General features: G+C 71.8%; 19 protein-coding genes. 11 read left to right on the forward strand and 8 right to left on the reverse strand.

Translation table 11 applies throughout. The annotated features are described in order from the left end of the window. Positions 1–138: 138 nt before the first annotated feature. The 4 genes from B4915_RS07655 (at position 139) to hflX (ending at position 6,571) form a co-directional block, all read left to right on the forward strand. On the forward strand, positions 139–1,113 hold the full coding sequence (locus B4915_RS07655; RefSeq protein ID WP_105805228.1) for an AAA family ATPase: 975 nt from the start codon (positions 139–141) through the stop codon (positions 1,111–1,113). Next, complete coding sequence (locus B4915_RS07660; RefSeq protein WP_146120039.1) at positions 1,110–2,402, forward strand: DUF58 domain-containing protein; 1,293 nt, start codon at positions 1,110–1,112, stop codon at positions 2,400–2,402. Before B4915_RS07655 ends, B4915_RS07660 begins: the two co-directional genes overlap by 4 nt. Further along, positions 2,399–4,849: a transglutaminase-like domain-containing protein gene (locus B4915_RS07665; protein ID WP_105805230.1), complete on the forward strand. Its 2,451-nt coding sequence runs from the start codon at positions 2,399–2,401 to the stop codon at positions 4,847–4,849. Before B4915_RS07660 ends, B4915_RS07665 begins: the two co-directional genes overlap by 4 nt. Before the next feature lie 99 nt (positions 4,850–4,948). Next, on the forward strand, positions 4,949–6,571 hold the full coding sequence (gene hflX, locus B4915_RS07670; RefSeq protein WP_245907399.1) for a GTPase HflX: 1,623 nt from the start codon (positions 4,949–4,951) through the stop codon (positions 6,569–6,571). A 100-nt stretch (positions 6,572–6,671) separates the two neighbouring features. Here the strand turns inward: hflX and lipA are convergent, their stop codons facing one another. From lipA to lexA, 3 genes are all read right to left on the reverse strand, one after another. Continuing rightward, the gene (gene lipA, locus B4915_RS07675; protein ID WP_181158498.1) at positions 6,672–7,691 is read right to left on the reverse strand and encodes a lipoyl synthase; all 1,020 of its coding nucleotides are present in this window, start codon (positions 7,689–7,691) and stop codon (positions 6,672–6,674) included. After that, complete coding sequence (gene lipB / locus B4915_RS07680; RefSeq protein WP_105805231.1) at positions 7,688–8,422, reverse strand: lipoyl(octanoyl) transferase LipB; 735 nt, start codon at positions 8,420–8,422, stop codon at positions 7,688–7,690. Before lipB ends, lipA begins: the two co-directional genes overlap by 4 nt. A gap of 108 nt (positions 8,423–8,530) precedes the next feature. Beyond that, the gene (gene lexA / locus B4915_RS07685; RefSeq protein ID WP_105805232.1) at positions 8,531–9,196 is read right to left on the reverse strand and encodes a transcriptional repressor LexA; all 666 of its coding nucleotides are present in this window, start codon (positions 9,194–9,196) and stop codon (positions 8,531–8,533) included. A gap of 254 nt (positions 9,197–9,450) precedes the next feature. Between lexA and B4915_RS07690 the strand changes: the two genes are divergently transcribed. Beyond that, positions 9,451–9,900 carry a LysM peptidoglycan-binding domain-containing protein gene (locus B4915_RS07690; protein ID WP_245907400.1) on the forward strand — a complete coding sequence of 150 codons (450 nt, stop codon included), beginning with the start codon at positions 9,451–9,453 and terminating at the stop codon, positions 9,898–9,900. Between the two features lie 228 nt (positions 9,901–10,128). After that, on the forward strand, positions 10,129–11,217 hold the full coding sequence (locus B4915_RS07695) for a histidinol-phosphate transaminase (protein WP_105805233.1): 1,089 nt from the start codon (positions 10,129–10,131) through the stop codon (positions 11,215–11,217). Between the two features lie 103 nt (positions 11,218–11,320). Here the strand turns inward: B4915_RS07695 and B4915_RS07700 are convergent, their stop codons facing one another. Genes B4915_RS07700 through B4915_RS07720 form a run of 5 tightly spaced genes read right to left on the reverse strand, consistent with a single transcriptional unit; the run spans position 11,321 to position 17,109 of the window. Continuing rightward, positions 11,321–12,382 carry an ABC transporter ATP-binding protein gene (locus B4915_RS07700; RefSeq protein ID WP_105805234.1) on the reverse strand — a complete coding sequence of 354 codons (1,062 nt, stop codon included), beginning with the start codon at positions 12,380–12,382 and terminating at the stop codon, positions 11,321–11,323. 29 nt (positions 12,383–12,411) lie between these two features. Then, a complete protein-coding gene (locus tag B4915_RS07705) occupies positions 12,412–13,548 on the reverse strand; it encodes a flavin reductase (protein WP_105805235.1) in 1,137 nt (378 codons plus the stop codon). Beyond that, complete coding sequence (locus B4915_RS07710; protein WP_105805236.1) at positions 13,545–14,123, reverse strand: MarR family winged helix-turn-helix transcriptional regulator; 579 nt, start codon at positions 14,121–14,123, stop codon at positions 13,545–13,547. Before B4915_RS07710 ends, B4915_RS07705 begins: the two co-directional genes overlap by 4 nt. Beyond that, positions 14,116–15,573, reverse strand: coding sequence for an aldehyde dehydrogenase family protein (locus B4915_RS07715; protein ID WP_181158499.1), 1,458 nt, complete (start codon positions 15,571–15,573; stop codon positions 14,116–14,118). The genes B4915_RS07710 and B4915_RS07715 overlap by 8 nt, the downstream gene beginning before the upstream one ends. A 12-nt stretch (positions 15,574–15,585) precedes the next feature. Then, on the reverse strand, positions 15,586–17,109 hold the full coding sequence (locus tag B4915_RS07720) for a GMC family oxidoreductase (RefSeq protein ID WP_105805238.1): 1,524 nt from the start codon (positions 17,107–17,109) through the stop codon (positions 15,586–15,588). Between the two features lie 271 nt (positions 17,110–17,380). On the opposite strand from B4915_RS07720, the gene B4915_RS07725 reads away from it, so the two are divergent. The 5 genes from B4915_RS07725 (at position 17,381) to B4915_RS07745 (ending at position 24,049) form a co-directional block, all read left to right on the forward strand. Further along, positions 17,381–18,514: an ABC transporter substrate-binding protein gene (locus tag B4915_RS07725; protein WP_105805239.1), complete on the forward strand. Its 1,134-nt coding sequence runs from the start codon at positions 17,381–17,383 to the stop codon at positions 18,512–18,514. A 109-nt stretch (positions 18,515–18,623) separates the two neighbouring features. Next, complete coding sequence (locus B4915_RS07730) at positions 18,624–19,163, forward strand: nuclear transport factor 2 family protein (RefSeq protein WP_181158500.1); 540 nt, start codon at positions 18,624–18,626, stop codon at positions 19,161–19,163. Then, positions 19,160–21,001: an ABC transporter permease gene (locus tag B4915_RS07735; RefSeq protein ID WP_105805241.1), complete on the forward strand. Its 1,842-nt coding sequence runs from the start codon at positions 19,160–19,162 to the stop codon at positions 20,999–21,001. Before B4915_RS07730 ends, B4915_RS07735 begins: the two co-directional genes overlap by 4 nt. Before the next feature lie 10 nt (positions 21,002–21,011). Then, positions 21,012–22,346 carry an NtaA/DmoA family FMN-dependent monooxygenase gene (locus B4915_RS07740; protein ID WP_105805242.1) on the forward strand — a complete coding sequence of 445 codons (1,335 nt, stop codon included), beginning with the start codon at positions 21,012–21,014 and terminating at the stop codon, positions 22,344–22,346. Continuing rightward, positions 22,343–24,049 (forward strand): CocE/NonD family hydrolase, encoded by a 1,707-nt coding sequence (locus tag B4915_RS07745; protein WP_105805243.1) that lies wholly within the window; start codon positions 22,343–22,345, stop codon positions 24,047–24,049. Before B4915_RS07740 ends, B4915_RS07745 begins: the two co-directional genes overlap by 4 nt. The last annotated feature ends 6 nt before the right edge of the window (positions 24,050–24,055 follow it).

Below are 24,055 nucleotides of genomic sequence, written 5' to 3' on the forward strand. Positions count from 1 at the left end.
GGCGGGGAGCGGCGTGCGTCGGGGTGGCGCATTCCCAGGCGGGGCTGACAGCATGGACTGCGCCGCCATGGCGCCTGCACAGCGTGCGGGCGCGGTGACCACGGCGACGACGCACACCACTGAGCGATTGCGGGGCTCATGACGCAGACGACCGAGCGCGAGGCGGCCGCGGTCGCCGCGATCGCACGCCGGATCGCCGATGAAGTCGGCACGGCCGTGGCGGGGAAGCCCGCCGAGATCGAGAGCGCCGTGGCCACCTTGCTCGCGGGCGGCCACCTGCTCATCGAGGACGTGCCGGGAGTGGGCAAGACGACGCTCGCCTCGGCGCTCGCGCGCAGCTTCGGCGCCCACGCCGTGCGCATCCAGTTCACCTCCGACATGCTGCCCACGGATGTGACGGGCGTCTCGGTGTTCGACCAGGCGACGCGCGAGTTCCGCTTCCACGAGGGGCCTGTGTTCGCAAACGTGGTCGTGGCCGACGAGGTGAACCGCTCGACGCCGAAGACGCAGTCGGCGCTGCTGGAGGCGATGGCGGAGGCCAGGGTCACCGTCGACGGCACCGGCTACCCGCTGCCCGAGCCGTTCATGGTGGTCGCCACCCAGAACCCGCAGGACATGGAGGGCACCTTCCCGCTGCCGGAGGCGCAGCGCGACCGCTTCATGACGCGGATCTCGCTCGGCTACCCCTCGCTGGAGGCGGAGGTCTCGCTGCTCGAAGCGCGCGAGGCCGGGAGCGCGCTCGCCGGGATCGAGGCGGTCGTGCCGCTCGCGCAGGTGATCGCCGCGCGGCGCGCGGTCGCGCGACTGCACCTGGCGCCGCCGGTGGCGCGCTACCTCGTGAGCATCGTTGCGGCGACGCGCGAGCATCCCGGCGCCGTGCACGGGGCGAGCCCGCGGGCCTCGCTGCACCTCGCGCAGATGGCGCGGGCGCGGGCGGCGATGTCGGGACGCGCCTTCGTCTCTCCGGACGATGTGGCGACGATGGCGGAGATCGTGCTGAGCCACCGCATCGTGACCGGCGCGCTCCACGCCTCGGCCTCAGAGGCACTGGCGGCCGCGGTGCGGATCGTGCGCGAGGTGGTCGCGCGCACCGGGGTGCCCGGGCTGTCATGAGCGCGAGACCCCGGCGGCTTCGCGCCCTGCCGCTGAGCCCGACCGTGGCGGGCGCCGGACTGCTCGGCGTCGCGGTTGCGGCGGGCATCGGCTGGGGGTTCGCGGGGCTGCGGGATCTGCTGGGTCTCGTGGCGCTCGCAGCCGGGGCCCTCGCGGTGGCACTGCTCTGGCTGCTGCTGCTGCGCGCGCTGCTGCGCCCGCGGGCGGAGATGATGAGCGAGCGGCGGACGCCGACCGCAGGCGAAGAGGTGACGGTCACGGCGACGCTGTGGCACGGTCTGCCGCTCGCGCAGCGTGCGGAGCTCGCTTGGCGGGGACCGGAGGGCTCACGCGAGCTGCCGGTGCTGCTGCCACGGGGTGCGGCCGCGCGGCAGAGCTCCGGGTGGCTCGTGCGGCGGCGCGGTGCGCAGCTCATCGCGGTCGAGGCGCTGCTGGTGACGGACCCGCTCGGACTGCTGCGACTCCGGATCCCGTTGCGTGCGAGCGCGGAGTTGCTCGTGCTGCCGCGTCCGCTGCCACCTGAGCGCCTGCCCGACGAGCTTGCGGGCCGCGGAGGCGTGCGCGGGACGAGCTCCGGAGCATTGGCGGGAGCGCCGTCGGGCGGAAGCGGCGGTGCGGCGGCCGAGTCGAGCGGCGGTCTGCGCGAGTACCGCCCCGGCGATCCGCCCCGGCGCGTGCACTGGAAGCAGAGTGCGCGACAGGACCGCCTGCTCGTCCACGAGCCCGAACGCGGGGCGGGGGAGCGGATCGCGACCGCGCTGCTGCTCGACGCCGAGGCCTACCCGGGAGGCGCCGAGGACTTCGAGTGCGCGGTGTCGCTCGCGGCGGCGCTCGTGACGCGGCGGGCCGGGACCGGGCGGCAGGATGAGTCGCCCGGGCGCGCGACGGATCTCTGCACGGTGCGTGCCGGGGCGGCCGGGCCGCGGGTCGAGCGCCTCGGCTCCTCGCCGTCGGAGGCGCTCCGCGCGCTCGCGCTCGCCGAGCCGGACGGCGGTGGTGCTCGCGGCCCCGCGGACGGCCCGGCCGCCGCTTCGGCCGCCCCCGCCGTCTTCGCCCCCACCGTGATCGTCACCGGGGCCGTCACCTCCGCGGTCGCTGCGCTCGCCGCCGCGAGCGCAGCCGGGGTGGTGGTCGCGGTGTCCGAGCGGGGGGCCGGGGGCGAGCGGACTCCCGGGACCCGGGCACCGTTGCCGCCGGGCTGGAAGGTGCTCCGCCCGTTCCCCTCCGGGGACCCCGAGCCGCTCGCCGGTGACATCGATCCTGCTCGGCTCGCGGGGGCCGAGCGGTGAGCGCGCAGGCGACCGCTGCCCGCGCAGGGCGCGATCCCGCGTCGCCGATCCGGGCGAACCGCACGCCCGGGGCCCGAAGCCTCGGCGCCCCAGCGCCCGGCTCGACCCGCCGTTCCTGGCGGCCCCTGCTCGCAGCGGCGCTGCTCTGGGCGCTGTGGGCGGTGTGCCTGATCGCGCTGCGCGAGCTCTTCGTCGGCGCCGCCTGGACCGGACGCGCGCTCGTGCTCGCCGCCGCCGTGCTCGCCGCCGCGGGGGCGCTGCGCAGCCTGCGGCCGCGCTCCGGCACGCTCGCGTGGCTGCTCGGCGCGCTGGCGGGCGCGGCGCTGCTCGGCTGGTGGGGGCTTGCCGACGGGCGGCTCGCGGCCTGGCTGATCGCCCCGCAGCAGGCCCTGCAGCAGACCTGGCTCGCCGTCTCCGCCGGGGTGCCGCCGATGGAGCTGAGCGGGCCGCTGCTCGACGTCGTCCTGGCGGCGTGGTTCGCCGGACTGCTGCTCTCCGTGCTGCTCTCCGCCCGCTTCGGCCTGCTGCTCGCCGCGGGGCTGCCGTCCGCGCTGCTCATGCTGGCGCCGGTCACCGTGACCTCGCTGCGCGTCTCGCCGCCGCTGCTGCTCGCGGCGGGTGCGCTGCTGCTGCTGTTGCTGTGGCTCGAGGCGCCGCCGGCGGCGGGCCGGTGGCGCGGGATCGCGGCGGCGGGGATCGCGCTCGCCCTCGCGGCCGGGATCATGGCGGCGCTGCCGCCGAGCCGGGACCGGGTGTGGAACGCGAGCGCGGTGTCGGTGGGCCCGGTCTCGGCGAGCGTGCCCGATGTGACGATCGCGCTCGGCGAGGAGCTGCGCTCCGGCAGCGGCACGGTCGCCTTCGACTATCGCGTGGATGACCGCGCCGCGCCGGTGCGCTTCACGCTTGCCGTGCTCGATGACTTCGAGCGCGGCACCTGGCTGCCCGAGGACGCCCTCGACGCCTCCGGCGCCACGGTCGATGCAGCCCGGAACGGGGGCGGTGCGACGGGTGGCGGCGCGGATCCCCGTCGCCGCGAAGCCTCGGTGACGGTGCGATCGCAGGGGCTCGTGAGCTCCTGGCTGCCGCTGCCGCAGACCGTGCAGCGCGTGGAGGCGGTGGACGGGGACTTCGACCCGGGGAGCTGGAACTGGGTCGCGGGCACCGCGACCGCGCGCTCCGACACCGCGCTTACTCGGCCGCGGGACGCCTACCGCGCCGTGGTGGGCCCCGAGGCCTTCGGGTCGCTGCGGGTGGCCGAGCGCTACACCGCGGAGCAGCTGGCCGAGTTCGATCCCGAGCCCTACACCGAACTGCCCGCGGGCATGCCGGCCGCGATTACGGAGGCCGCGCAGGAGGCGACGGCCTCCGTCGACGCGGACCTGGAGCTGCTCCGCTCGAATCCGGGCGGGGCGATGCACTACACGAGCGGCACCGTCGTGCCCTCCGGGCTCGGCGAGGAGGCGACTCGTGAGCTCCTCACCGCGGCCTCGCTGGAGCAGTGGTTCCGCTCCGGCGACTTCGCCTATGACGTGAGCGCCCCGTACGAGCCCGGCCTCGACAGGAGCGACCCCTATGCCGTGATGGAGACCTTCCTCGAGCAGCGCAGCGGCTACTGCGTCCACTACGCCTCGACCTTCGCGGTGATGGCCCGCTCGCTCGGCCTCCCCACCCGCGTCGCGGTCGGCTACGTCTCCCGGCCCGCGGACGACGGCTGGACCCCGGTGCGCGCCCGTGAACTGCACGCTTGGCCGGAGGTGTTCGTGACCGGGATCGGGTGGGTCGCCTTCGAGCCCACCCCGGGCGGGGCCGGCTACCGGGCCGAGACCGGACAGGCCACGGTTTCGGCGTCGGCCCCAGCGGGGGAGCAGTCGTCGCCACTGCAGGCCCCGGACACGCCGATCGAACGCGAGCAGCCGCAGGATCCGGCGCGCCCCGACGCCATCGAGCCGGGTGCGACTGCCGAGACGGAGCCGGGAGCAGCCACGGCGACGGGCCACGCCGTGCCCGCCCCGCTCGCCGCGCTGCTCGGGACGCTCGGGGTGATGCTCCTGCTGCTCGGCATCGCCCCCGCGCTGCGGGCGCTTCGCCGCGCGCAGCGGATGCGGCGCGCCAGGAGAGGCCACGATCCCGCCTCGCAGCTGTGGGCGGAGTTCGTGGACACGGCCGCGGACCTCGGCCTGCACCGACCGGGCGCGGGCGGCACCCGGGCGCGCACCCCCGAGGCGCTGGTCGAGCACCTGGCCGGGCGGGGCCTGCTCGGTACCACGGGCGCGGAGGCGGCCGGGGCGCTGGCTCGCGCCGTCGTGGCGGAGCGCTTCTCGGGCGCCGCGAGCACCGCCCCGTCCCGCGCCGAGGCTCGGCTCGCAATCGGCGCGCTGCGCGCAGGGGCACGGCCCCGAGCCCGCTGGCGCGCCGCGTTCCTGCCCCGCTCCGTGCTCGGCCGGTAGGACGTCTCGGCCGCCGCTCCCGCCCTCGCCTCCGGCGGCGCTGCGCCGAGGGCGAACGGGCGACACGCCCGAGCGCGCAGCGCATACACTGGAGACCACATGACTCATCGCTCCGCAGAAGACCCAGCCCCCACCGACGCCGACGTCGACACCGAAGCCGCGACGCACGCGCCGCCGCGCGACGCCGATCCCGCAGCCCGTCCCGACCCGCTCGACCGGGTGCTTTCACGCACCAGGGGCGCGGGATCCGCCACCGTCATCCGCGAAGCCGAGCGCAGCTCCTCGCTGCTCGACGGGGAGGCCCAGGCGCTCGGAGACGCCGCCCACGATCAGCTCGCCGAAGACCTCGAACTCATCCGCATGGAGCGAGAGGACCGGGCCTCGCTGAAGCGCGTCGCCGGCCTCTCCACCGAACTCGAAGACGTCACCGAGGTCGAGTACCGGCAGCTGAGGCTCGAGAACGTCGTGCTCATCGGCGTCTACTCCGGCTCGAACCGCAGCGGGGCGGAGGACGCCGAGAACTCGCTGCGCGAGCTCGCCGCCCTCGCGGAGACCGCGGGCGCGCGCGTGCTCGACGGCCTGCTGCAGCGCCGCGCCCACCCCGACCCGAGCACCTACCTCGGCAAGGGCAAGGCACAGGAGCTCGCCGAGCTCGTCGCGGCCGTGGGCGCCGACACCGTGGTCGCCGACACCGAGCTCGCGCCCTCGCAGCGCCGAGCCCTGGAGGACGTCGTCAAGGTGAAGGTCATCGACCGCACCGCCGTCATCCTCGACATCTTCAGCCAGCACGCGAAGAGCCGCGAGGGCAAGGCCCAGGTCGAGCTCGCGCAGCTCGAGTACCTGCTGCCCCGCCTGCGCGGCTGGGGCGAGTCGATGTCGCGGCAGGCCGGCGGCCAGGTGGGCTCCGGCGGCGCCGGCATGGGCTCCCGTGGCCCCGGCGAGACGAAGATGGAGCTTGACCGCCGCAAGATCCACACCCGCATGGCGAAGCTGCGCAAGCAGATCGCCGGCTTCGCGCCCGCCCGCGAGGCGAAGCGCGCCAACCGCAAGCGCGGCGAGGTGCCCTCCGTGGCGATCGCCGGCTACACGAACGCCGGCAAGTCGAGCCTGCTCAACCGCCTCACCGGCACGCAGGAGCTCGTGCAGAATCAGCTCTTCGCGACGCTCGACACGGCGGTGCGCCACGCCGAGACCGATGACGGCCGCAGCTTCACCTACGCCGACACGGTCGGCTTCGTGCGGCAGCTGCCGCACCAGCTGGTCGAGGCCTTCCGCTCCACCTTCGAGGAGGTCGGCGAGGCGGACGTGATCCTGCACGTCGTCGACGGCTCCCACCCCGACCCGGAGGCGCAGCTGCGCACCGTGCGCGAGGTCATCGCGGAGGTCGACGCGCAGGGCATCCCCGAACTGGTCGCCTTCAACAAGGCGGATCTGCTCGACGACTCCCAGCGGCTCGTGCTGCACGGTCTCGCGCCGGACGCGGTGTTCGTGTCGGCGCGCACCGGTGAGGGGATCGAGGAGCTGCGGCGGCGCATCGACGCCGCGCTGCCGGTGCCGGACCGGGAGCTCACGGCGGTGATCCCGTACGACCGCGGCGAGCTCGTGGCCGAGCTGCACGAGCGGAACCGGGTGCTCGCCACCGACTATGTCGAGGACGGCACGCGGGTCCGCGCCTACGTCACCGCGGAAATGGCCGCGAAGCTCGAACCCTACGTCGCGTAGGGGCCGCGCAGGCCGCCGCGGGGAGCACCCGGACGGGGTCCGGGCTCCCGCGACGGCCACTGCGCGCCCACCGGGCTCGGCGTCTCGAACACGGGGCGGCTCAGACGGCCTGCGGGAAGGTCTCGGCGGCGCGCTCCGCGAGGTGACGCAGCGCCTCGGGCACGTCGCGCCCCTTGCGGGCCATGGTCTGCGCCCAGAGGCGCCCTGCGCGATAGGACGATCGCACCAGGGGGCCCGCGAGCACGCCCGCGAAGCCGAGCGCGTCGGCCTCGGCCTTCAGTTCGACGAACTCCTCGGGTCGCACCCAGCGATCGACGGGGTGGTGCAGTCTCGAGGGGCGCAGGTACTGGGTCAGGGTGAGGATGTCGCAGCCCGCGTCGCGCAGTTCGCGCATCGTGCTCGTGATCTCGGCGCGGGTCTCGCCCATGCCGAGGATCAAGTTCGACTTCGTGATCATGCCGGCGTCGCGGGCCTGCGAGATGACGCCGAGGGAGCGCTCGTAGCGGAAGCCCGGCCGGATCCGCCGGAAGATGCGGGGCACCGTCTCCAGGTTGTGGGCGAAGACCTCCGGGGCGGCGTCGAAGACCCGCGCGAGATCCTCGGGCCGCCCGCCGAGGTCGTCGGCCAGCACCTCGACGCCCGAGCCCGGGTTGAGCGCGTGGATCTGCCGGATCGTCTCGGCGTAGAGCCAGGCGCCCGTGTCGGGCAGGTCGTCGCGCGTGACGCCCGTGATGGTGGCGTAGCGCAGCCCCATGGTGCGCACCGATTCGGCGACGCGACGCGGCTCGTCAGTGTCGAGGGGCAGGGGCTTGCCGGTGTCGATCATGCAGAAGTCGCAGCGGCGCGTGCAGATGGAGCCGCCGATCAGGAAGGTCGCCTCGCGGTCCTCCCAGCACTCGAAGATGTTGGGGCAGCCGGCCTCCTGGCAGACGGTGTGGAGCTCCTCCCGCTGCACGAGCGCGTGCACATCGCGGTACTCCGGGCCGAGGCGGGCACGGGTCTTGATCCACTCGGGCTTCTTCTCGATGGGGATCTCGGCGTTGCGCGCCTCGATGCGCAGGAGCTTGCGGCCCTCGGGCTCGGGCCGGACGCCGGTGGCGGGCAGGATCCGGGCGCTCACTCGGCGGCCTCCGCGAGCGCGGCGGCGAGCCTCGCCGAGAGCGCCGGTGCGATGTCCGCGGGCGCGATGCGGCGCCCTGCGAGTTCACTGAGCGTGGTGACCCCGGCGTCGGCGATGCCGCAGGGGATGAAGGTGCCGAAGGGGGCGAGATCGTTGCAGCAGTTCACGGCGAGCCCGTGGGTGACGACGCCGCCCGCGGTGTGGATCCCGATCTGGGCGAACTTCGAGGGAGCCGGGGCGCCCGCGTCAGCCCACACGCCGGTGCGGCCCTCGATGAGGAAGCCGGCGACGCCGAAGTCGGCGGCGGTGCCGATGATGACGCGTTCGAGCGCGCGCACGAAGTCCACGACCCGGAAGCGCTCGCGCAGCCGGATCACCGGGTAGACGACGAGCTGGCCGGGCCCGTGCCAGGTGACCTTGCCCCCGCGGTCGACCGGGATGACCGGCGTACCGTCGCTCGGGTACTCCTCGGGCAGCGCCCGCCGGCCGGCGGTGTAGACGGCCTCGTGCTCCAGGATCAGCACCGTGCCGCGATCCCGGCCCTCGCGAACGCGCTGCGCCGCTGCGCGCTGCAGTTCGAGGCCGCGTGCGTACGGCACGAACTCGGGCGCGAGGCCCGCGGTGACGAAGCGGGGCGAATGCGGCGGAGCGCTTGAAGGGCGGTGGTTCCGGAGAGCGGGTTCGGGATCAGCGGCGGACGCCTCGGAGGGCGCCGCGAGTGAGGATCGCATGCCCGCCAGAATAGTTTTACCGGGTGCAACAAATCAAGTCGACGAAGAAAGCGGGCCGCGCTTCCGGCTGGAAGCGCGGCCCGCTCTGCGTTGCGGACTGCGGTGCGGTCAGACGGAGCGGAAGACCGCCACCACGCGCCCGAGCACCTCCGCGTGATCGCCGAGGATCGGCTCGAAGGCGCTGTTGCGGGGGAGGAGCCAGGTGTGCCCGTCGCGACGGCGGAAGACCTTCACCGTCGCCTCGCCGTCGAGCATCGCGGCGACGATGTCGCCGTTCTCTGCCTCGCGCTGCTGGCGGATCACCACGAAGTCGCCGTCGCAGATCGCGGCGTCGATCATCGAGTCGCCCACCACGCGGAGCATGAAGAGCTGACCGTCGCCCACGAGCTGGCGGGGGAGCGGCACGATCTCCTCCACCTGCTGATCCGCGGTGATCGGCACGCCCGCCGCGATCTGGCCGACGAGCGGTACGTAGGCGGCCTCCTCGGGCTGCTGGGCCGGGGAGTCCGCCACCGCGGCGCTGGTCCCGGCGAGCTCGACCAGGATCTCGAGCGCGCGCGGGCGGTTGGGATCGCGGCGGATGTAGCCGCCGAGCTCGAGCCTGCTGAGCTGGTGGGTGACGCTGGAGAGCGAGGACAGGCCGACCGCGTCGCCGATCTCGCGCATGCTCGGCGGATAGCCGCGGCTCTCGACCGAGCGGGCGATGTACTCCAGGATCGCCTGCTGCTTCTCGCTGAGAGGCTTCACGGACTGGGGCGAGGCAGCGTTGCTCATCGCTGTTCCTTTCTCGGCCGGGGCGGTGCTCAGGTCGTGCGATCCGTGAGTGTCAGTGGTTGCTGATTCAGTGATCCCGTTGTTCGAAACCCTAGCCGCTGCCCGTGAACGCGGGCAAACACACCTTCGAGTGTCGGGAAAAACATCGAAAGTCAGTTTCGATCCGGGGCTTGCCGATTCGAACAATCGAAGATATATTCGAAACAGATGTTCGCTCGGCCTGGCTGACGAGGATCGACAGAAGGGACGGCAAGATGAACGCCACGATGGACGCCACAATGAACGTGCAGGCTCTTCGCGCGCAGGCAGTGCCCGCAGGGGCCGTGCCCGTCGAAGCCCCCGCTCACGTCACGGGCAGGCTGCGCCTCACGCGCCGCGGACGCGTGGTGCTCGGCGGATTCGCCACCGTGCTCATCGCCGGGCTGCTGGCCTTCATCGCCGCGCTCGGCGCTCCCCAGGCCATCGCCAGCGACGCCGAGGGGGGCGAGCAGCAGTTCCACTACGCGGTCGTGCAGCCCGGATCATCGCTCTGGGAGCTTGCGTCCGAGCTGGATCCCGCCGCGGATCCCCGCGACCTCGTCGCCGAGATCGTCCGCCTCAACCAGCTCGAAGGCTCCGGCGTCGAGGCCGGCCAGCCCCTCGCCGTGCCGCTGCGCTACTCCGAGAGCTCCGGTGTCGTCTCCGCCGACGAGCTCGGCCTCTGATTCGATTGCCGGCCGGCTATGGGCCGGCCTCTGAACTTTTGGCCGGCCGGCTATGGGCCGGCCTCTGAACCGATGGTCGGCCGGCGATGGGTCGGCCTCTGAACCGATGGTCGGCCGGCGATGGGCCGGCCTACGAGCCGATTGTCAAGCGGCGCCGGCTTCACCTGTGAAGTCGCCCGGCTGCGGCCGTGGCAGCCCGCCGCGTCGGCGGGCAAATAGAATGGGGCGGTGACCAGCCTCAGCGATCTGCCCCTCCGCGACAACCTCGTCGGCCTCGAACCCTACGGTGCGCCGCAGGAGCCCGTGCCGGTGAGCCTCAACGTCAACGAGAACACGCACCCGATCCCCGAGAACGTGGTCGCCGACATCGTCGCATCGCTTGCCGAGGCGGTGCGCGGCGTCAACCGCTACCCCGACCGCGAGTTCATGGAACTGCGTGAAGCGCTCGCAGGCTACCTCGGGCACGAACTCGTCCCGGAGCAGATCTGGGCGGCGAACGGCTCCAACGAGGTGCTCCAGCAGGTGCTCCAGGCCTTCGGCGGACCCGGCCGCACCCTCCTGAGCTTCACCCCCACCTACTCGATGTACCCGCTGCTCGCCTCCGGCACCGACACCGAGTGGATCGGGGTGCCCCGCCCCGACGACTTCGCGCTCACCGCCGAGGGCGTCGCCGCCGCGCTCCGCGAGCACCAGCCCGACATCGCGATCCTCTGCGGCCCCAACAACCCCACCGGCACGCCCACGGAGCGCGAGGTCATCCGCGCCGCGTATGACGCCTTCGACGGCATCCTCATCGTCGACGAGGCCTACCAGGAGTTCGACGCGGAACGGCCCAGCTCCGTTGAACTCCTGCCCGGCCGTCCCCGGCTGCTCGTCTCCCGCACCATGAGCAAGGCCTTCGCCTTCGCCGGCGTGCGCCTCGGCTACCTCGCCGCAGACCCCGCCGTGATCGATGCGCTGCGCCTCGTCCGCCTGCCCTACCACCTCTCCGCGCTCACCCAGGCCGCCGCCACCGCGGCGATCCGCCACTCCGGAGAGATGCTCGCCACCGTCGCCGACATCCGCGCCCAGCGCGAGCGGCTCGCCGCCGCCCTCACCGGGCTCGGCTACCGCGTCCACCCCTCCGGGGCGAACTTCCTGCTCGTCGGCGGCTTCGCCGATCCCGCAGCCGCCTTCGAGGCCCTCCGCGCGCGCGGCATCCTCGTCCGCAACCTCGCCATCCCCGGGCACCTGCGCATCACCGCGGGCACCGAGGCGGAGACCAGCGCGCTCATCGAAGCCATCACCGCGCTCGGCGAGCCCCCCGCAGCCGACTGAGCGGCAGAGGCCGGAAGCGCGCGCCCATCCCGCCTGACGCACCTCGCACGCTCGCCGCACGCGCCGCCGACCGCTCGCTCAGGCCGGCCGGCGGCGCGTCCGCTCAGTGGTGGAGCAGCACCAGATCTGCGGCGGCGACATGGAAGGCCGAACTGCGATCGACCGGAAGCTCCTCGTCGGCGGGCACCCGAGCGGTGAGCTCCGTGCCGTCCGTCGTCGTCAGGCGTACCAGCATCTCTTCGCCCGTGTAGACCTCGCGGCTCGGCGTCGCGGCGAACGCGAGCGCCGCCCCGTCGCCCGTGCCGGGCTTCACGCTGCCGCTGCGGAATGCGACCGCGTCCCCCGGCTGCGCGCCGGACAAGCCGCTCACCGGCAAGCCTGCCGCGACGGCGCGCGTGCCGTCGGCGGCCACCTCGCCGAGTTCGAGGATGTTCTCGTAGCCCACGAAGTCGGCGACATAGCGCGTCTCCGGCGAGGAGAAGATCTCCCGTGGCGTGCCGGCCTGCTCGATGCGGCCGCCATTCATGATGACGATGCGGTCCGAGATCGCGAAGGCCTCCTCCTGATCGTGCGTGACGTAGATCGAGGTGTGCCCGAACTCGTCGTGCAGGCGGCGGACCTCGTCGCGCATCTTCACGCGCAGCTTCGCGTCGAGGTTCGACAGCGGCTCGTCGTAGAGCATCACCTCTCCCGCAGCCACGAGGCCGCGCGCGAGCGCGATCCGCTGCTGCTGGCCGCCGGACAGCTCATGCGGGTACCGCGAGGCGTAGGCCGACATGCCCACCGCTTCCAGGGCCCGCTCGGCGGCAGCACGCTGCTCTGCCCTGCTGCCCTGCTTGCGGCGGCGGAGCGGGAACTCCACGTTCGACAGTGCCGACATGTGCGGCCAGATCGCGTAGCTCTGGAAGACCATGCCCACGCGGCGCTTGTGCGGTGGCACGAAACTGGCCCGCTCACCATCGGCGACGGTCTGCGCGCCGATACTGATCCGGCCCGAGGTGGGCGTCTCCAGGCCGGCGACGCAGCGCAGCGTCGTCGTCTTCCCGCATCCGCTCGGCCCGAGCAGCGTGACGAACTCGCCCTCCGCGACGTGCAGGTCCAGGGCGTGCAGCACACGCGTGGCGTGGAAGGTCTTCTCCAGGCCTTCGATCACGATCTCTCCCATGGGAGGCTCCTTCTGGTTGCGGGGCGGCGCTACAGCGCGCCGCCCTTCTGGTCGATCATGTGCGCGGCAGCCGACACCACGAAGGCGATCTGGGCGCGCACCACCCGCGCAGCCTCCTCGGCGTCGCGTGCCGCGATTGCCGCGGTCAGCTCGGGGATGAAGGGGTGGCCGAGCTTCTCCTGCCACACTTCGGAACGGTAGGTGTCGCGCCAGGCAGCGGAGATGCTCAGCTGCCGGAACTGCGAGACGAGACGGCGGGATCCGGCGAGCGCCACGATGGCGCAGTGCAGATTGAGGTTCGCCTCGAGGAAAGCGTCGAGCTCTTCGGAGTTCCGCGGTTCACGCGCGGCGAGATCCTCCGCGAGGCGGGTGATCTCCGCGATGGTCGCATCCGAAGCGGAGGCGAGATACTGCTGGATCACCCCCGACTCGATCGTCTCCCGTGCGCTGTACAGATTCTCGACGAGCGAAGCGGTGATAGGGGTCGGGACGAACGCGCCCCCGGGCTCGCGCGACACCAGCCCCTCCGCTTCGAGCCGCACGAGCGCGTTGTATACGGATGGCTCGTCCGACTGCACGATCGCGGCGAGCTCGCGCACGGCGATCGGCTCGCCCAGGGGCGTGCCACGGCCGAGCACGCGGAGACGGACCCGGTCGTAGGCCTCCGTCTCGAGCGAGGTCCGCTCCAGGGCGTCGAAGCGTCCGCGGAAGTAGGCGAGCGGATCACCGGGACGCGCCTGCGCGGCCGTCACCTCGCCAAGGAACACGGTGTGGGTGCCGCCGATCGCGGTCTCTGCGACGACGCACTCGATGGTCGCGAGCGCGCCGTCGATGAGCGGCAGGCCCTGCTCGCTGAGCGTGTGCGAGACCCCGGAGAACTTGTCGGCGCCCTTGCGGCCGAAGTGGGCGGCGAGGTCGCCCTGATCGACGGCGAGGATGTTGATCGCGTACCGGCCGGCCGCGACGACGTGATCGTGCGTGGAACTGGAACGGTTGAGGCAGGCCAGCATCATCGGCGGATCCATCGAAAGGGACGACACCGCCGAGGCGGTCGTGCCGTAGAGGACGCCGTCGTGGTTCGTGGTGATGACGGTCACCCCCGAGGCGAAGTGGCCGACGACGTGCCGGAACGCGGCCTGATCCATCTGCGCAAGCTGCTCGTTCATGATTCTCCGATCGAGAGGAGGGAGGAATTGATGGCCTTGCCCGGGCCGAAGCGAAGGGCGCTCGGGCTCGACATCAGCTTGCCGAGCAAGCCCAGCAGGATCTGCTGCTCGGGGTCGGAGAGCGGCGAGAGCCACTCCTGCGTGAGTGCGAGGTGCCGGCGGTACGTCTCCTCCGTGCTGGCCACGCCCTCGGGCGTCAGAGACATCACGATCGAGCGCTGATCGGTGGGGGAGTCGACCGTGGTCACGTAGCCGCGCTCGGTGAGCGTCTTGCGCGCCGAAGAGACGGCGGCGCGGCTCATCGAAGACAGCAGGGCGACGCGTCCGGGTTCCAGCGGGCCGCGCACCCACAGCGCGAAGCAGACGCGGAAGCTCGCCCAGGTGAGCCCCTCGGGGATGATTCCCTCGAGCTCCACCTCGACCGCCATGAGCTTGTGGAGGCGGCGCAGGATCATGCCGACGGGGACGGCGTTGCTGCGCCCGATGTCCCCGAGCCGCTCGCGCGCCCGATCCTGGGCGTCGGCGACGAAGCCCTCGAAGGTCTGGGGCGAACGGGAAGATTCTTCGTCAGTCATGGTCTGCTCCTGCCGTTCCGATGGTCTTCAGCTCACAGTATGCGTCGAGACCGGCCCGCCCGCCCTCGCGTCCGAGCCCCGACTCGCGCATTCCCCCGAAGGGCATGCCCGGGTCGGGAACGGGGGTGCGGTTGACCCAGGTCATGCCGACGTCGAGTCGGCGGGCGAGTCGTTCGCCCGCGGCCTGGTTCGCCGTCCAGATCGTGGCGCCCAGCCCGTACGGCCCGGCGTTCACGGCGTCGACCAGCGCGTCGAGATCCTCGTACGGGACCAGCGGCAGCACCGGCCCGAACTGCTCCTCCTGCACGAGCTCGCCATCCGGGTCCGGCCCGGTGACGACCGCGGGCCGGACCCCCAGGAATCCGGGGACGGCTTCGGCGCCGCCGGTGCGGATCGTCGCGCCCTCGCGCTCCGCACCCGCGAGCAGTCCCAGCACCCGGCGGTACTGATCCTCTCCGGAGAGCACGGGGTGGCTCGCCTCGGGATCGTAGGGGCTTCCCACGCGTGCCGCGTTCGCGAGCTCGACGAGGCGTTCCGTGAGTGCGCCGAGCACCCCGGGAGGTGCGTAGACGCGCTTGACCGCGACGCAGGCCTGGCCGCTCGATGCGAACGCGGAACGGAAGATCTCTGGGGCGACCCGTTCGACGTCGGCATCGTCGAGGAGGATGGCCGGGTCGTTCCCGCCGAGCTCGAGTTGCAGGCGGGTGATCGTGGCCGAGGCGGCCGCCATGACCTCCCGTCCGGCCCGGCGTGAACCGGTGAGCGTGATCATGCCGACGCCCGGGTGGGCGACCAGGGTGCGGCCGAGCTCCGCTCCGCCGGGAAGCACCCGGAACACCCCGGGCGGAAGCAGCGGCCTCGAGAGGCTCTGCAGCATCAGCGCAGACAGCGGGGTCTGGGGGGAGGGCTTCGCGATGACGGTGTTGCCCGTCAGCAGTGCGGCGGCGAGCTTGTTCACGAGCATGAGCAGCGGCATATTGGCCGGTGTGACGGCTGCGACCACGCCCACCGGCTCGCGCACCAGACGGAGACGACCGGAGGCGTCGTCGCGCAGGACCTCTTCCGGGATGTCGAGGCCCGCATGGTGGCGGAGCGAGCCGATCGCGGCGCCCACCTCCATGGCCGCCGAGCGCTGCAGCTTGCCGTTCTCGAAGCAGATGAGATGGGTGAGGAGTTCTTCCTCCGCGGCGAGCGCGTCGGCGAGCTCGGTGAGCGCGCGTCGCCGGGGCGCCGCATCGAGCCGCCACTCGCGCAGCGCGTCGCGCGCCGCCTGCACCGCGGCCCCCACGTCCGCCGGCTCGGCGTCGCGCAGCTCGAATGCCCAGTCGAGCCGCCACGGGACGCGGACGCGGCTCACTCCCGGGGTGCCGGGCGGGGCTGTGATGCCCCGGGTGCGCAGCGTCTCGGCGATGCGGTCGCGCCAGTGCTCGGCGCTGGTCTGATCGTGCACGCGGGTCTCCAATCAGCGGGCGAGGTCGGGGGTGCGTCGCAGGAAGCGGTCTGCGACGGCGAGCACGGTGAGCAGCGTGTTCGCGGAGGGGACGGTGGGCAGCACTGAGGCGTCGCAGACGCGCAGGCCCTCGATGCCGTGAACGCGCAGTTCGGGATCGACGACGCTGTCGCGGTCTCCCGCTGCGCCCATGCGCGCGGTGGAGGTGAGGTGCATCGTGTCCTTGACGCCGGCGAGCAGCTCGCGGTCGTCGCGCGGGGCGCGTACGGGGCCGAGTGCGCGCGAGGCGAAGGCGTCGTGCTGCATCAGCTCCAGCGTGCGCGCGACGCCGTCGCGTGCGCGGTCGAGGTCGCGCGGGTCCGAGAGCAGCCGGAGCTCGAAGTGCGGATCCTGGCGCGGGTCTGCCGAGGTCAGGGTCATGTGCCCGGTGCTGAGTGGTTGCTCGAGGGACACGGCGACGCCTGCGGTCGGCTGCCCGAACCAGTAGTTGTGGTTGGTGGCGAGCAGCATCATGTCGTTGCTGCGCCCGCCCGGGAGTCCTGAGGTGTAGCGGAGGATCGTGTTCGTGGGGCGGTTGCCGACACTGCGCTGTTCCTCCTCGCGCACGCTCACCTCCGCGAAGACCACGGCGTGGTCCTGGGCATGATGGCCGACGGGCAGATCGGCGACGGGGTCGATGCCCAGGGCCCGCAGATCCTCGGCGGGCCCGATGCCCGACCTCCACAGCATCGCGGGCGTGTGCACTGCGCCCGCGCAGAGGATCACCTCGCCCCCGGGTGCGAGCGGGTATTGCGTGCCCTCCGCATCGAGCACCGCGCGGGCGCGATCGCCGGAGAGGAGCACGCGGTCGACGTGGGTGTCACCGTGGATGGTCAGATTGGGGCGGCCGCGCACCGGATCGAGCCAGGCGTGGTTGGTGGAGACGCGCAGGCCGTCGCGGATGTGCATCGCGAAGGGGGAGACGCCGCTCGAAGCGGGGTCGTTGTGGTCGGGGGCCCAGGGGTGCCCGGCGTCGAGGGCGGCGTCGCGCAGTGCGCGGTCCATGCCGCCCCAGCCGCTCTCGGGTTCGCGATACACGGGGAAGGGGCCGCCGGTGCCGTGCCAGGGGGCGTCGGGGAAGTCATGTTCGTCCTCGATGGCGATGTAGCTCTCCAGCATGTCCTGCGGGCCCCAGCCTGTCGCCCCGAGCGATTCCCAGTGGCGGAAGTCGTCGGGGACGCCGCGGATCGCGTAGAGGCCGTTGACGGTGGAGGAGCCCCCGAGGCCGCGTCCGCGCCGGTAGGGGAAGACCTCATGGTCGGTGCCGCGGCGTGCGGTGGCTCCGTGGAAGTAGAACTGAGGGCTGCGCATGGTCGGGGGAGCCGCGAGTTGCATGCCGAGTCCGCGCGTCCGGTCGCGGAACTCCTCGGGGGTGTCCTGCCCGAGATAGTCGGGGCCGGCTTCGAGCAGCAGCACCCGGCGGCCGGGGTCGTCGCTGAGCCGGCTCGCCACGACGGCTCCGGCGGAGCCGCCGCCGACCACGATCACATCCCACATTCGATGACTCCTTCGTCCGTGCGGCGCCCGCGTCCCAGCTGGCGGGAATCGCCGCGGAAACACAGTAACACCGTGAATCGAAATAGTACACGTCTGAATCAACTTTTCAGCTTCAACCGGAAGAACGGCGTTTTTCGGCGGGGTAACTAATTAATATCTTGACTAACCCGTGAAACTTTGTTTAGCTCATCTCGGTCACCTCGTGGCCCGCGCCCCGAGCACCTCGGGACGACGGGCCGGGCCCCCACCCATCAGAAGAATGGAAACGACAATGGCGTTGTACACACGAACTCTGCTGACCGCGACCAGCCTGGTGGCGGTCGGCGCACTGACGCTGAGCGGCTGCTCCGCGTCCTCCGACCAGGGAGCGGCGGCCAGCGGCCCCGACTTCGACGGACTGGGACTCTCGGCCGAGGTCGAGAAGGAACTCGCCTCGCTCTACGAGTCCGCGATCGAATCCGGCGACACCGAGGTGATGATCTACGCGGGACACCACGATGAGTTCACCGCGATCTACGAGGGCTTCGAATCGCGCTTCCCCGGGCTGACCATCTCCACCGGCAGTTACTACGGCGCCGAACTCCAGTCGCTGCTCGAAGCCGAGAACCAGACCGACAAGCACGTCGCCTCGGTGATCTCCAACCCGAACGGCGACCGCTACGCCGAGCAGGGCTTCGTCGAGCCCTACGAGGTCGCCACCTGGGAGGCGAACCCGGCGCTCGAGGGCCGGGTGGATCCCGTTCAGATCACGGACGAGGAGCACATGTACTACTCGCCCTGGGCGCTCATGTTCAACATGTCGTACAACACCGAGGCGCTCAGCGAGGACGAACTGCCGGCAAGCTGGGAGGAACTCGGCGACGCGAAGTGGGCCGGCCAGCTCACCTTCATGAACCCCGCCACGCCGGGCGGCACCTCCACCACGCTCACCCAGCTCGTCAACGCCGGGGTGCTCGACGACGGCCAGCTCGAGGCGATCGCCGCGAACACGAAGATCGTTGCCAGCGATCAGCTCGCCCTGCAGGGCATCTCCTCGGGCGAGTTCGCGCTGCAGCCCCTGTCGGCCATGACCTCGGTCATCAACGCCGCGAACCAGGGCGCTCCCGTAGCCCCGATCCTGCTCGACAAGAACAACGTCATCGCCTCGGAGAAGTGGATGCTCGCCGCGGGCGCCCCGTCGCCCGACGCCGGCAAGCTCTTCCTGAACTACCTCCACACGGTGGACGCCCAGGAGCAGGCACTCACCTCGGGCAATTTCCCGATCAACCAGTCGCCCGAGCTCGAGTCGCCCTACGGCTGGCCCGCGCTGCAGGACGTCGACTTCGTCGTCTATGAAGCGCAAGACGTGCTCCGGCCGGCCACGCAAGAGCTCACCCCGACCTTCCAGTCGCTCTTCGCGGAGTAGCGGCCGAAGCACCAGCCAGCGGGCAGCGGCACCGGCCCTGACGCCGGAGCCGCTGCCCGGACGGGAACCGCAACCCGGAGCCCGCCCGTCCCGAACACAAGGAGTTCTGATGAACGAAGTCGTCGCCGATCCGATCGCCGCGGAGCTGCTCGCCCGCATCGACCGTCTCGAATCCGTCCAAGAGATCACGAAGCTGCACAACGACTACGTCCGCAACCTCGCCGCGCGGCGCTGGGACGCCGTCGCCGAAGCGTACACGGACGACGCGATCTGCGACATCCGGCTGCACGGCGTCCACCAGGGCCGGAAGGCGATCCGGGACATGTTCTCCGAGGAACTGCTGCCCGTCGTGCACTCCAACGACGGGTACATCCTCTCCTCACCGAACATCACCGTCACGGGAGAGACCGCGCACGCGATCTGGACGTGGCACCGGCTGCAGGCCGACTTCAAGACCTCGCTCGGCTGGATGCGCGTGTGGGGGCCCTGGTCGGAGGGACGCTACGACGCGGAGTACCGACGCGAGGACGGCGTCTGGAAGATCTCCAAGCTGTGGTTCCGCGTACACGCGCCGGATCACGACGACGACCTCGCCGCGGCAGCAGCGGAGAACGCGATCGTGGGCGCCATGCGGGCGGGAACGCCGTGAGTGCCACCCGCGGCCGAACGCTCGGCCGACTGCGCTCCGGGCTGACGAACCCGCAGATCAGCGCCGTGATCGTCTGCGCGATCTGCTTCCTCGCCCCGGCCGCCATGGTCATCCAGGGCGCCTTCCGCTCCTCGGCCGTCGGTGACACGGAGTGGACCGGCGCCGCCGTCGCCGGGGTCCTCGGCCGGTCGCGCACCTGGGAGGTCGTCTGGACGACCGTCAGCATGGGCGTCGTCACCGTGCTCATCTCCACCCTCGCCGCGGCGACCTTCGCCGCCATCTACACGCGCACGCGCACGCCGCTGCGCAAGCTCATCCCCGTCGTCATGGGCCTCGTCGTCGCGACACCCGGCCTCTTCTTCGCGATCTCCTGGGGGCTGCTCGGCAACCCCCGCATCGGGCTCGTCAACGCCGCCCTCGCCGAGCTCTTCGGCGAAGCTGCGCGGGTCGTCAACATGGAATCCTGGTGGGGGGTCGTCTTCGCCTCGGTGCTGCGGCTCATCGCGCTCCAGTTCTTCCTCCTGCTCGGCCCCTTCATGGCGATGGACAACTCGCTCGACGAGGCCGCCCGCATGAGCGGGGCGAGCCCCGCGCGCGCCTTCTTCCAGATCCAGATCCCCGTGCTGCTGCCGACGATCTCCGGGGTCATGATCCTGGCCTTCATCCTCTTCCTCGAGTCCTTCGACACCGCACAGGTGCTCGGCGTCCCGGCCGGCATCTTCGTGATCCCCACAGAGATCTACGCCTACCTGTCGCAGTCCACCGGTCCGCAGTACGCGGAGGCGAGCACCATTTCGATCATGCTGATGATCGTGCTGCTCCTCCTCGTGGTGGTCCAGATCAAGGTGCTCGGACGCCGCTCCTTCACCACGGTCGGCGGCAAAGAGGCGCGCGGGCTGCTGCGCGACGTCGGTGCCTGGAAGTGGCTGTTCACCGCGCTGATCGTGATCTTCACCCTCCTCGCCACGATCCTGCCGACCGTGCAGCTCGTCATCGTGTCGCTCTCGCCCTTCCTCGGATCCTCCGGGGTGTACAGCCTTGCGAACTACGAGGAGATCCTGAACTCTCCGCAGATGATGGAGGCCTACGCGAACACTGCCACGATCGCGGCGATCGGCGGGCTGCTCGCCGTGACCGCCGCCACGATCCTCACCTGGGCGGCGCGGTTCCGCACCGGCCCGCTGGCGCGCATCATCGAATTCAGCCAGTGGCTCGGCCTGGCCATGCCCGGCCTCGTCCTCGCACTCGGCGTCCTCTGGCTGTTCCTCGCGGTGCCGGCACTGCATCAGTTCTACGCCACGCCCGTCATCCTCATGTTCGCGCTGTTCGTGATCACGATCCCCATCGCCAGCCGGGCCACCTCCGGGGCGATGGTGCAGATTCCCCGCTCACTCGAGGAGGCCGCCTGGACGAGCGGGGCCTCCAAGGGCACCACGCTCGTGCTCATCATCGCGCGGCTCATCCTGCCGAGCTTCATCAGCGGATGGATCCTGAGCTTCATCATCATCTGCGGCACGCTCTCCGCGCCCCTGCTGCTCACCGGACCGAAGTCCACGTTCCTCTCGGTCGAGGTGTACAAGCTCTACGCAGAGGGGCGGGCCCCCGTCGCGGCCGCCGCATTCGTGCTGCTGCTCATCGGCTTCGCCGTGCTCTACGTGGTGGCGCTGCTGCTGCGTCAGCTCGCGCGCCGGCTCGGGGCGGAGCCCGCCGGTGCGGTCGGCCCGCGCCGGGCGCTCCGCGAACCGCGAACCGCAGCGACCGGCGAGACCAGCCCCACCCAAGTCATCGCGGTGCGCGCATCCGCGCAGCGCGGCGCATCGCCCTCCGACAGTGAATGAGGTACCCGCAATGGCGCACATGCACCTGACCACCTTCGTCATGCCGCTCGGCTACCACCGGAACAGCTGGTGCCGGCCGGGAAGCCGCGCCGAAGAGGTCCCCGGACTCGGCTTCCTCAGCGACATCGCCCGTATGGCCGAGGAAGCCAAGCTGGACGCCCTGTTCTTCGGCGACGTCGCGCACGCCACCTCGACACTGCGCGGCGACACCATGATGAACGGCTTCTACGAGCCCATGACGACGCTCGCCGCGCTCGCCGCGCGCACGGAGCGCATCGGCCTCATCGGCACCCTGTCGACCTCGCTGTACGAGCCATACAACGTCGCCCGCCTGCTCTCCTCGCTCGACCACCTCTCCGGCGGCCGCGCAGGCTGGAACATCGTCACGAGCGCCGACGGATATCGAAACTTCGGCATCGAGGCCGCGCCCGAGCCGGAAGAGCGCTACCGGCGCTCCGAGGAGTTCGTGCGGGTGGTCGAGGAGCTCTGGGACAGCTGGTCGGACGACGCCGTCATCGTCGATCGCGCCGAGCGACGGTGGCTCGACCCGGAACGGCTGCGGCGCATCGACTTCGAGGGCGACTACTTCCGCGTCGAGGGGCCACTGAACATGCCGCGCTCGCCGCAGGGGAGGCCGGTCCTCGTGCAGGCGGGATCCTCCGGGCCCGGAATGCGCCTGGGCAGCGCCGTGGCGAACATCATCTACACGGCGCAACCGGATCTGCAGCAGGCCGTTGAATTCTCCGCCCGGATGAAGGCCCTTGCCGCCGAGCAGGGCCGTGAGCCGGGCGAGGTGAAGGTCATTCCGGGAATCGTGCCCGTCGTCGCCGACAGCCAGGCGGAGGCCGATGAGATCGCGGCGGAGCTGAGCTCGTTCCTCGACGTGGAGCAGGGGCGCCTGCAGATCGCCGGCGACCTGCAGGCCGATCTGTCGGATCTCGAGCTCGACGAGCCGATCCCCGCCGAGCGCTTTGCGAGCATCGGCACCCTGTCGAGCCGGCAGGGCATCTACCGGCGCAAGTCGGTCGAACAGGGTCTGAGCCTGCGCGAGCTGATCTACGACCGGGCGCGCTCGACCGGGCACCAGTGGGTGGCTGGCACCGCCGAAACCGTCGCGGACCGGATGCAGCAGTGGTTCGAGGCGGGGGCCTGCGACGGCTTCAACCTGAACTCGCCCTACAACCCCGACGGCTTCGAGCGGATCTGCACGAAGCTGGTCCCGGAGCTCCAGAATCGCGGGCTGTTCCGCTCCGAGTACACCGGCGTGACGCTGCGGGACCACCTCGGGCTGCCGCGACCCGCCAACCGCTTCGGCGGCGCGGCCGACGCGGAGCGTGCCCGATGAGCGCCCCCGCAGGGCAGGACCGTCACGGGGCCCGCGTGATCACCCGACCCGGCAACGACCCGGCGACTGTCGTCGGGAAGCCCCCGCCGCCGCCGCTGCGCCACGAGATCGTCGAGCACCCGGGCCTGATCGTCGAGCGCGACGCCCCCGTCGCGATGCGCGACGGCACGCGCATCTACCTGGACGTCTACCGGCCCTCGCGCGAGGCCTCCGGGCTTCCCGTGCTGCTCGCCTGGGGGCCCTACGGCAAGCACTGGGTGACGAGCCGCACCTTCAGCGGCTCGGGTGTCGACCCCGCCTGGGTCTCCGAGTTCACGGGCTTCGAGTCGCCCGACCCCGCCTACTGGACCGCGCACGGCTACGCCGTCGCCTTCGCCGACCCGCGGGGTCTCTGGCACTCGGAGGGCGACTTCTCGCACAACGGCCCGCAGGAGCGGGACGACCTCTACGACACGATCGAGTGGCTCGGGGCCCAGTCCTGGTCGAGCGGCAACGTCGGCATGCTCGGTGTCTCGTACCTGGCGGGCAGCCAGTACCAGGCGGCCTCGGTGCGCCCGCCCTCGCTCAAGGCGATCAGCCCGTGGGAGTGCTTCGCGGACTGGTACCGCGAGTTCGCCACGCACGGCGGGATCCCCGAGACCGGCTTCCGGCCGCGGGTCTCTCAGAACGTCTCCTACGGGCTCAGCCGGACCGAGGACACGGCGGCGAATCTCGCGGCGCACCCGCTCGACGACGAATACTACGCAGGCAAGTACGGTCCGCTGGAGGACATCGAGGTCCCCGCCTATGTCGTGGCCTCGTGGAGCGATCACGGCCTGCACACCCGCGGCACGCTCGACGCCTTCGCGCGGATGGGATCCGAGCAGAAGTGGCTGGAGGTCCACGGCCAGAAGAAGTGGGCCTACTTCTACGATCCGGAAAGCGTGGAGCGGCAGCGCGCCTTCTTCGACACCTTCTTGCGCGGCGAGGAGCGCGGGATCGCAGGCTGGCCGCGGGTACGCGTCGAGCTGCGCGACACGGGCGACCCGCGCGACAGCGCGTGGCGCACGCTCGGCCAGTGGCCGCCCGCCGGCGGGCTGCGGGAGCTGCATCTCGAAGCCCGCGCCGGCGAACTGCAGGAGGCCCCTCCCGCGGCCGCCGGCGAGACGCGGCTCGACGCGAGCACCGGCAGTGCGAGCTTCCGGCATGTGTTCGCGGAGGCCACCGACATCGTCGGCCCGATGTCCCTGCGACTGTGGCTCAGCGCCGACGAGGCCGAGGACGCCGACGTCTTCGTCATCGTGCGCAAACTCGACGCGTCCGGACACGAGGTGCTGTTCCCCTTCAACGCGCTCTTCGCCGACGGGCCGGTCGCGCTCGGCTGGCTGCGGGCCAGCCACCGCGCGCTCGACGAGACGCGGTCGACGCCGCTCGTGCCCGTCCACCCGCACGACGGTGAGCAGCCGCTCGAAGCCGGCGTGCCCACCGCCCTCGACATCGAGATCTGGCCCTCGGGGACGCGCTTCCATCCCGGGGAGTCGCTGCTGCTCACCGTGCAGGGCCACGACTTCCGCAAACGGCCCCCCGCGGACGGGGTGCCGCCGCTGCAGATCCTGCACGAGGATCTGCGCAACCACGGCCAGTGGCGCCTCCACACCGGCCCCGAGCACCCCAGCGTGCTGCGCTACCGCGTGGAGGAGGGGAGCGCCGGAGAACCCCGATAGAATCGA

Origin of the sequence: Leucobacter massiliensis (genome assembly GCF_002982315.1) — a bacterium.
GTDB classification, from domain to species: domain Bacteria; phylum Actinomycetota; class Actinomycetes; order Actinomycetales; family Microbacteriaceae; genus Leucobacter; species Leucobacter massiliensis.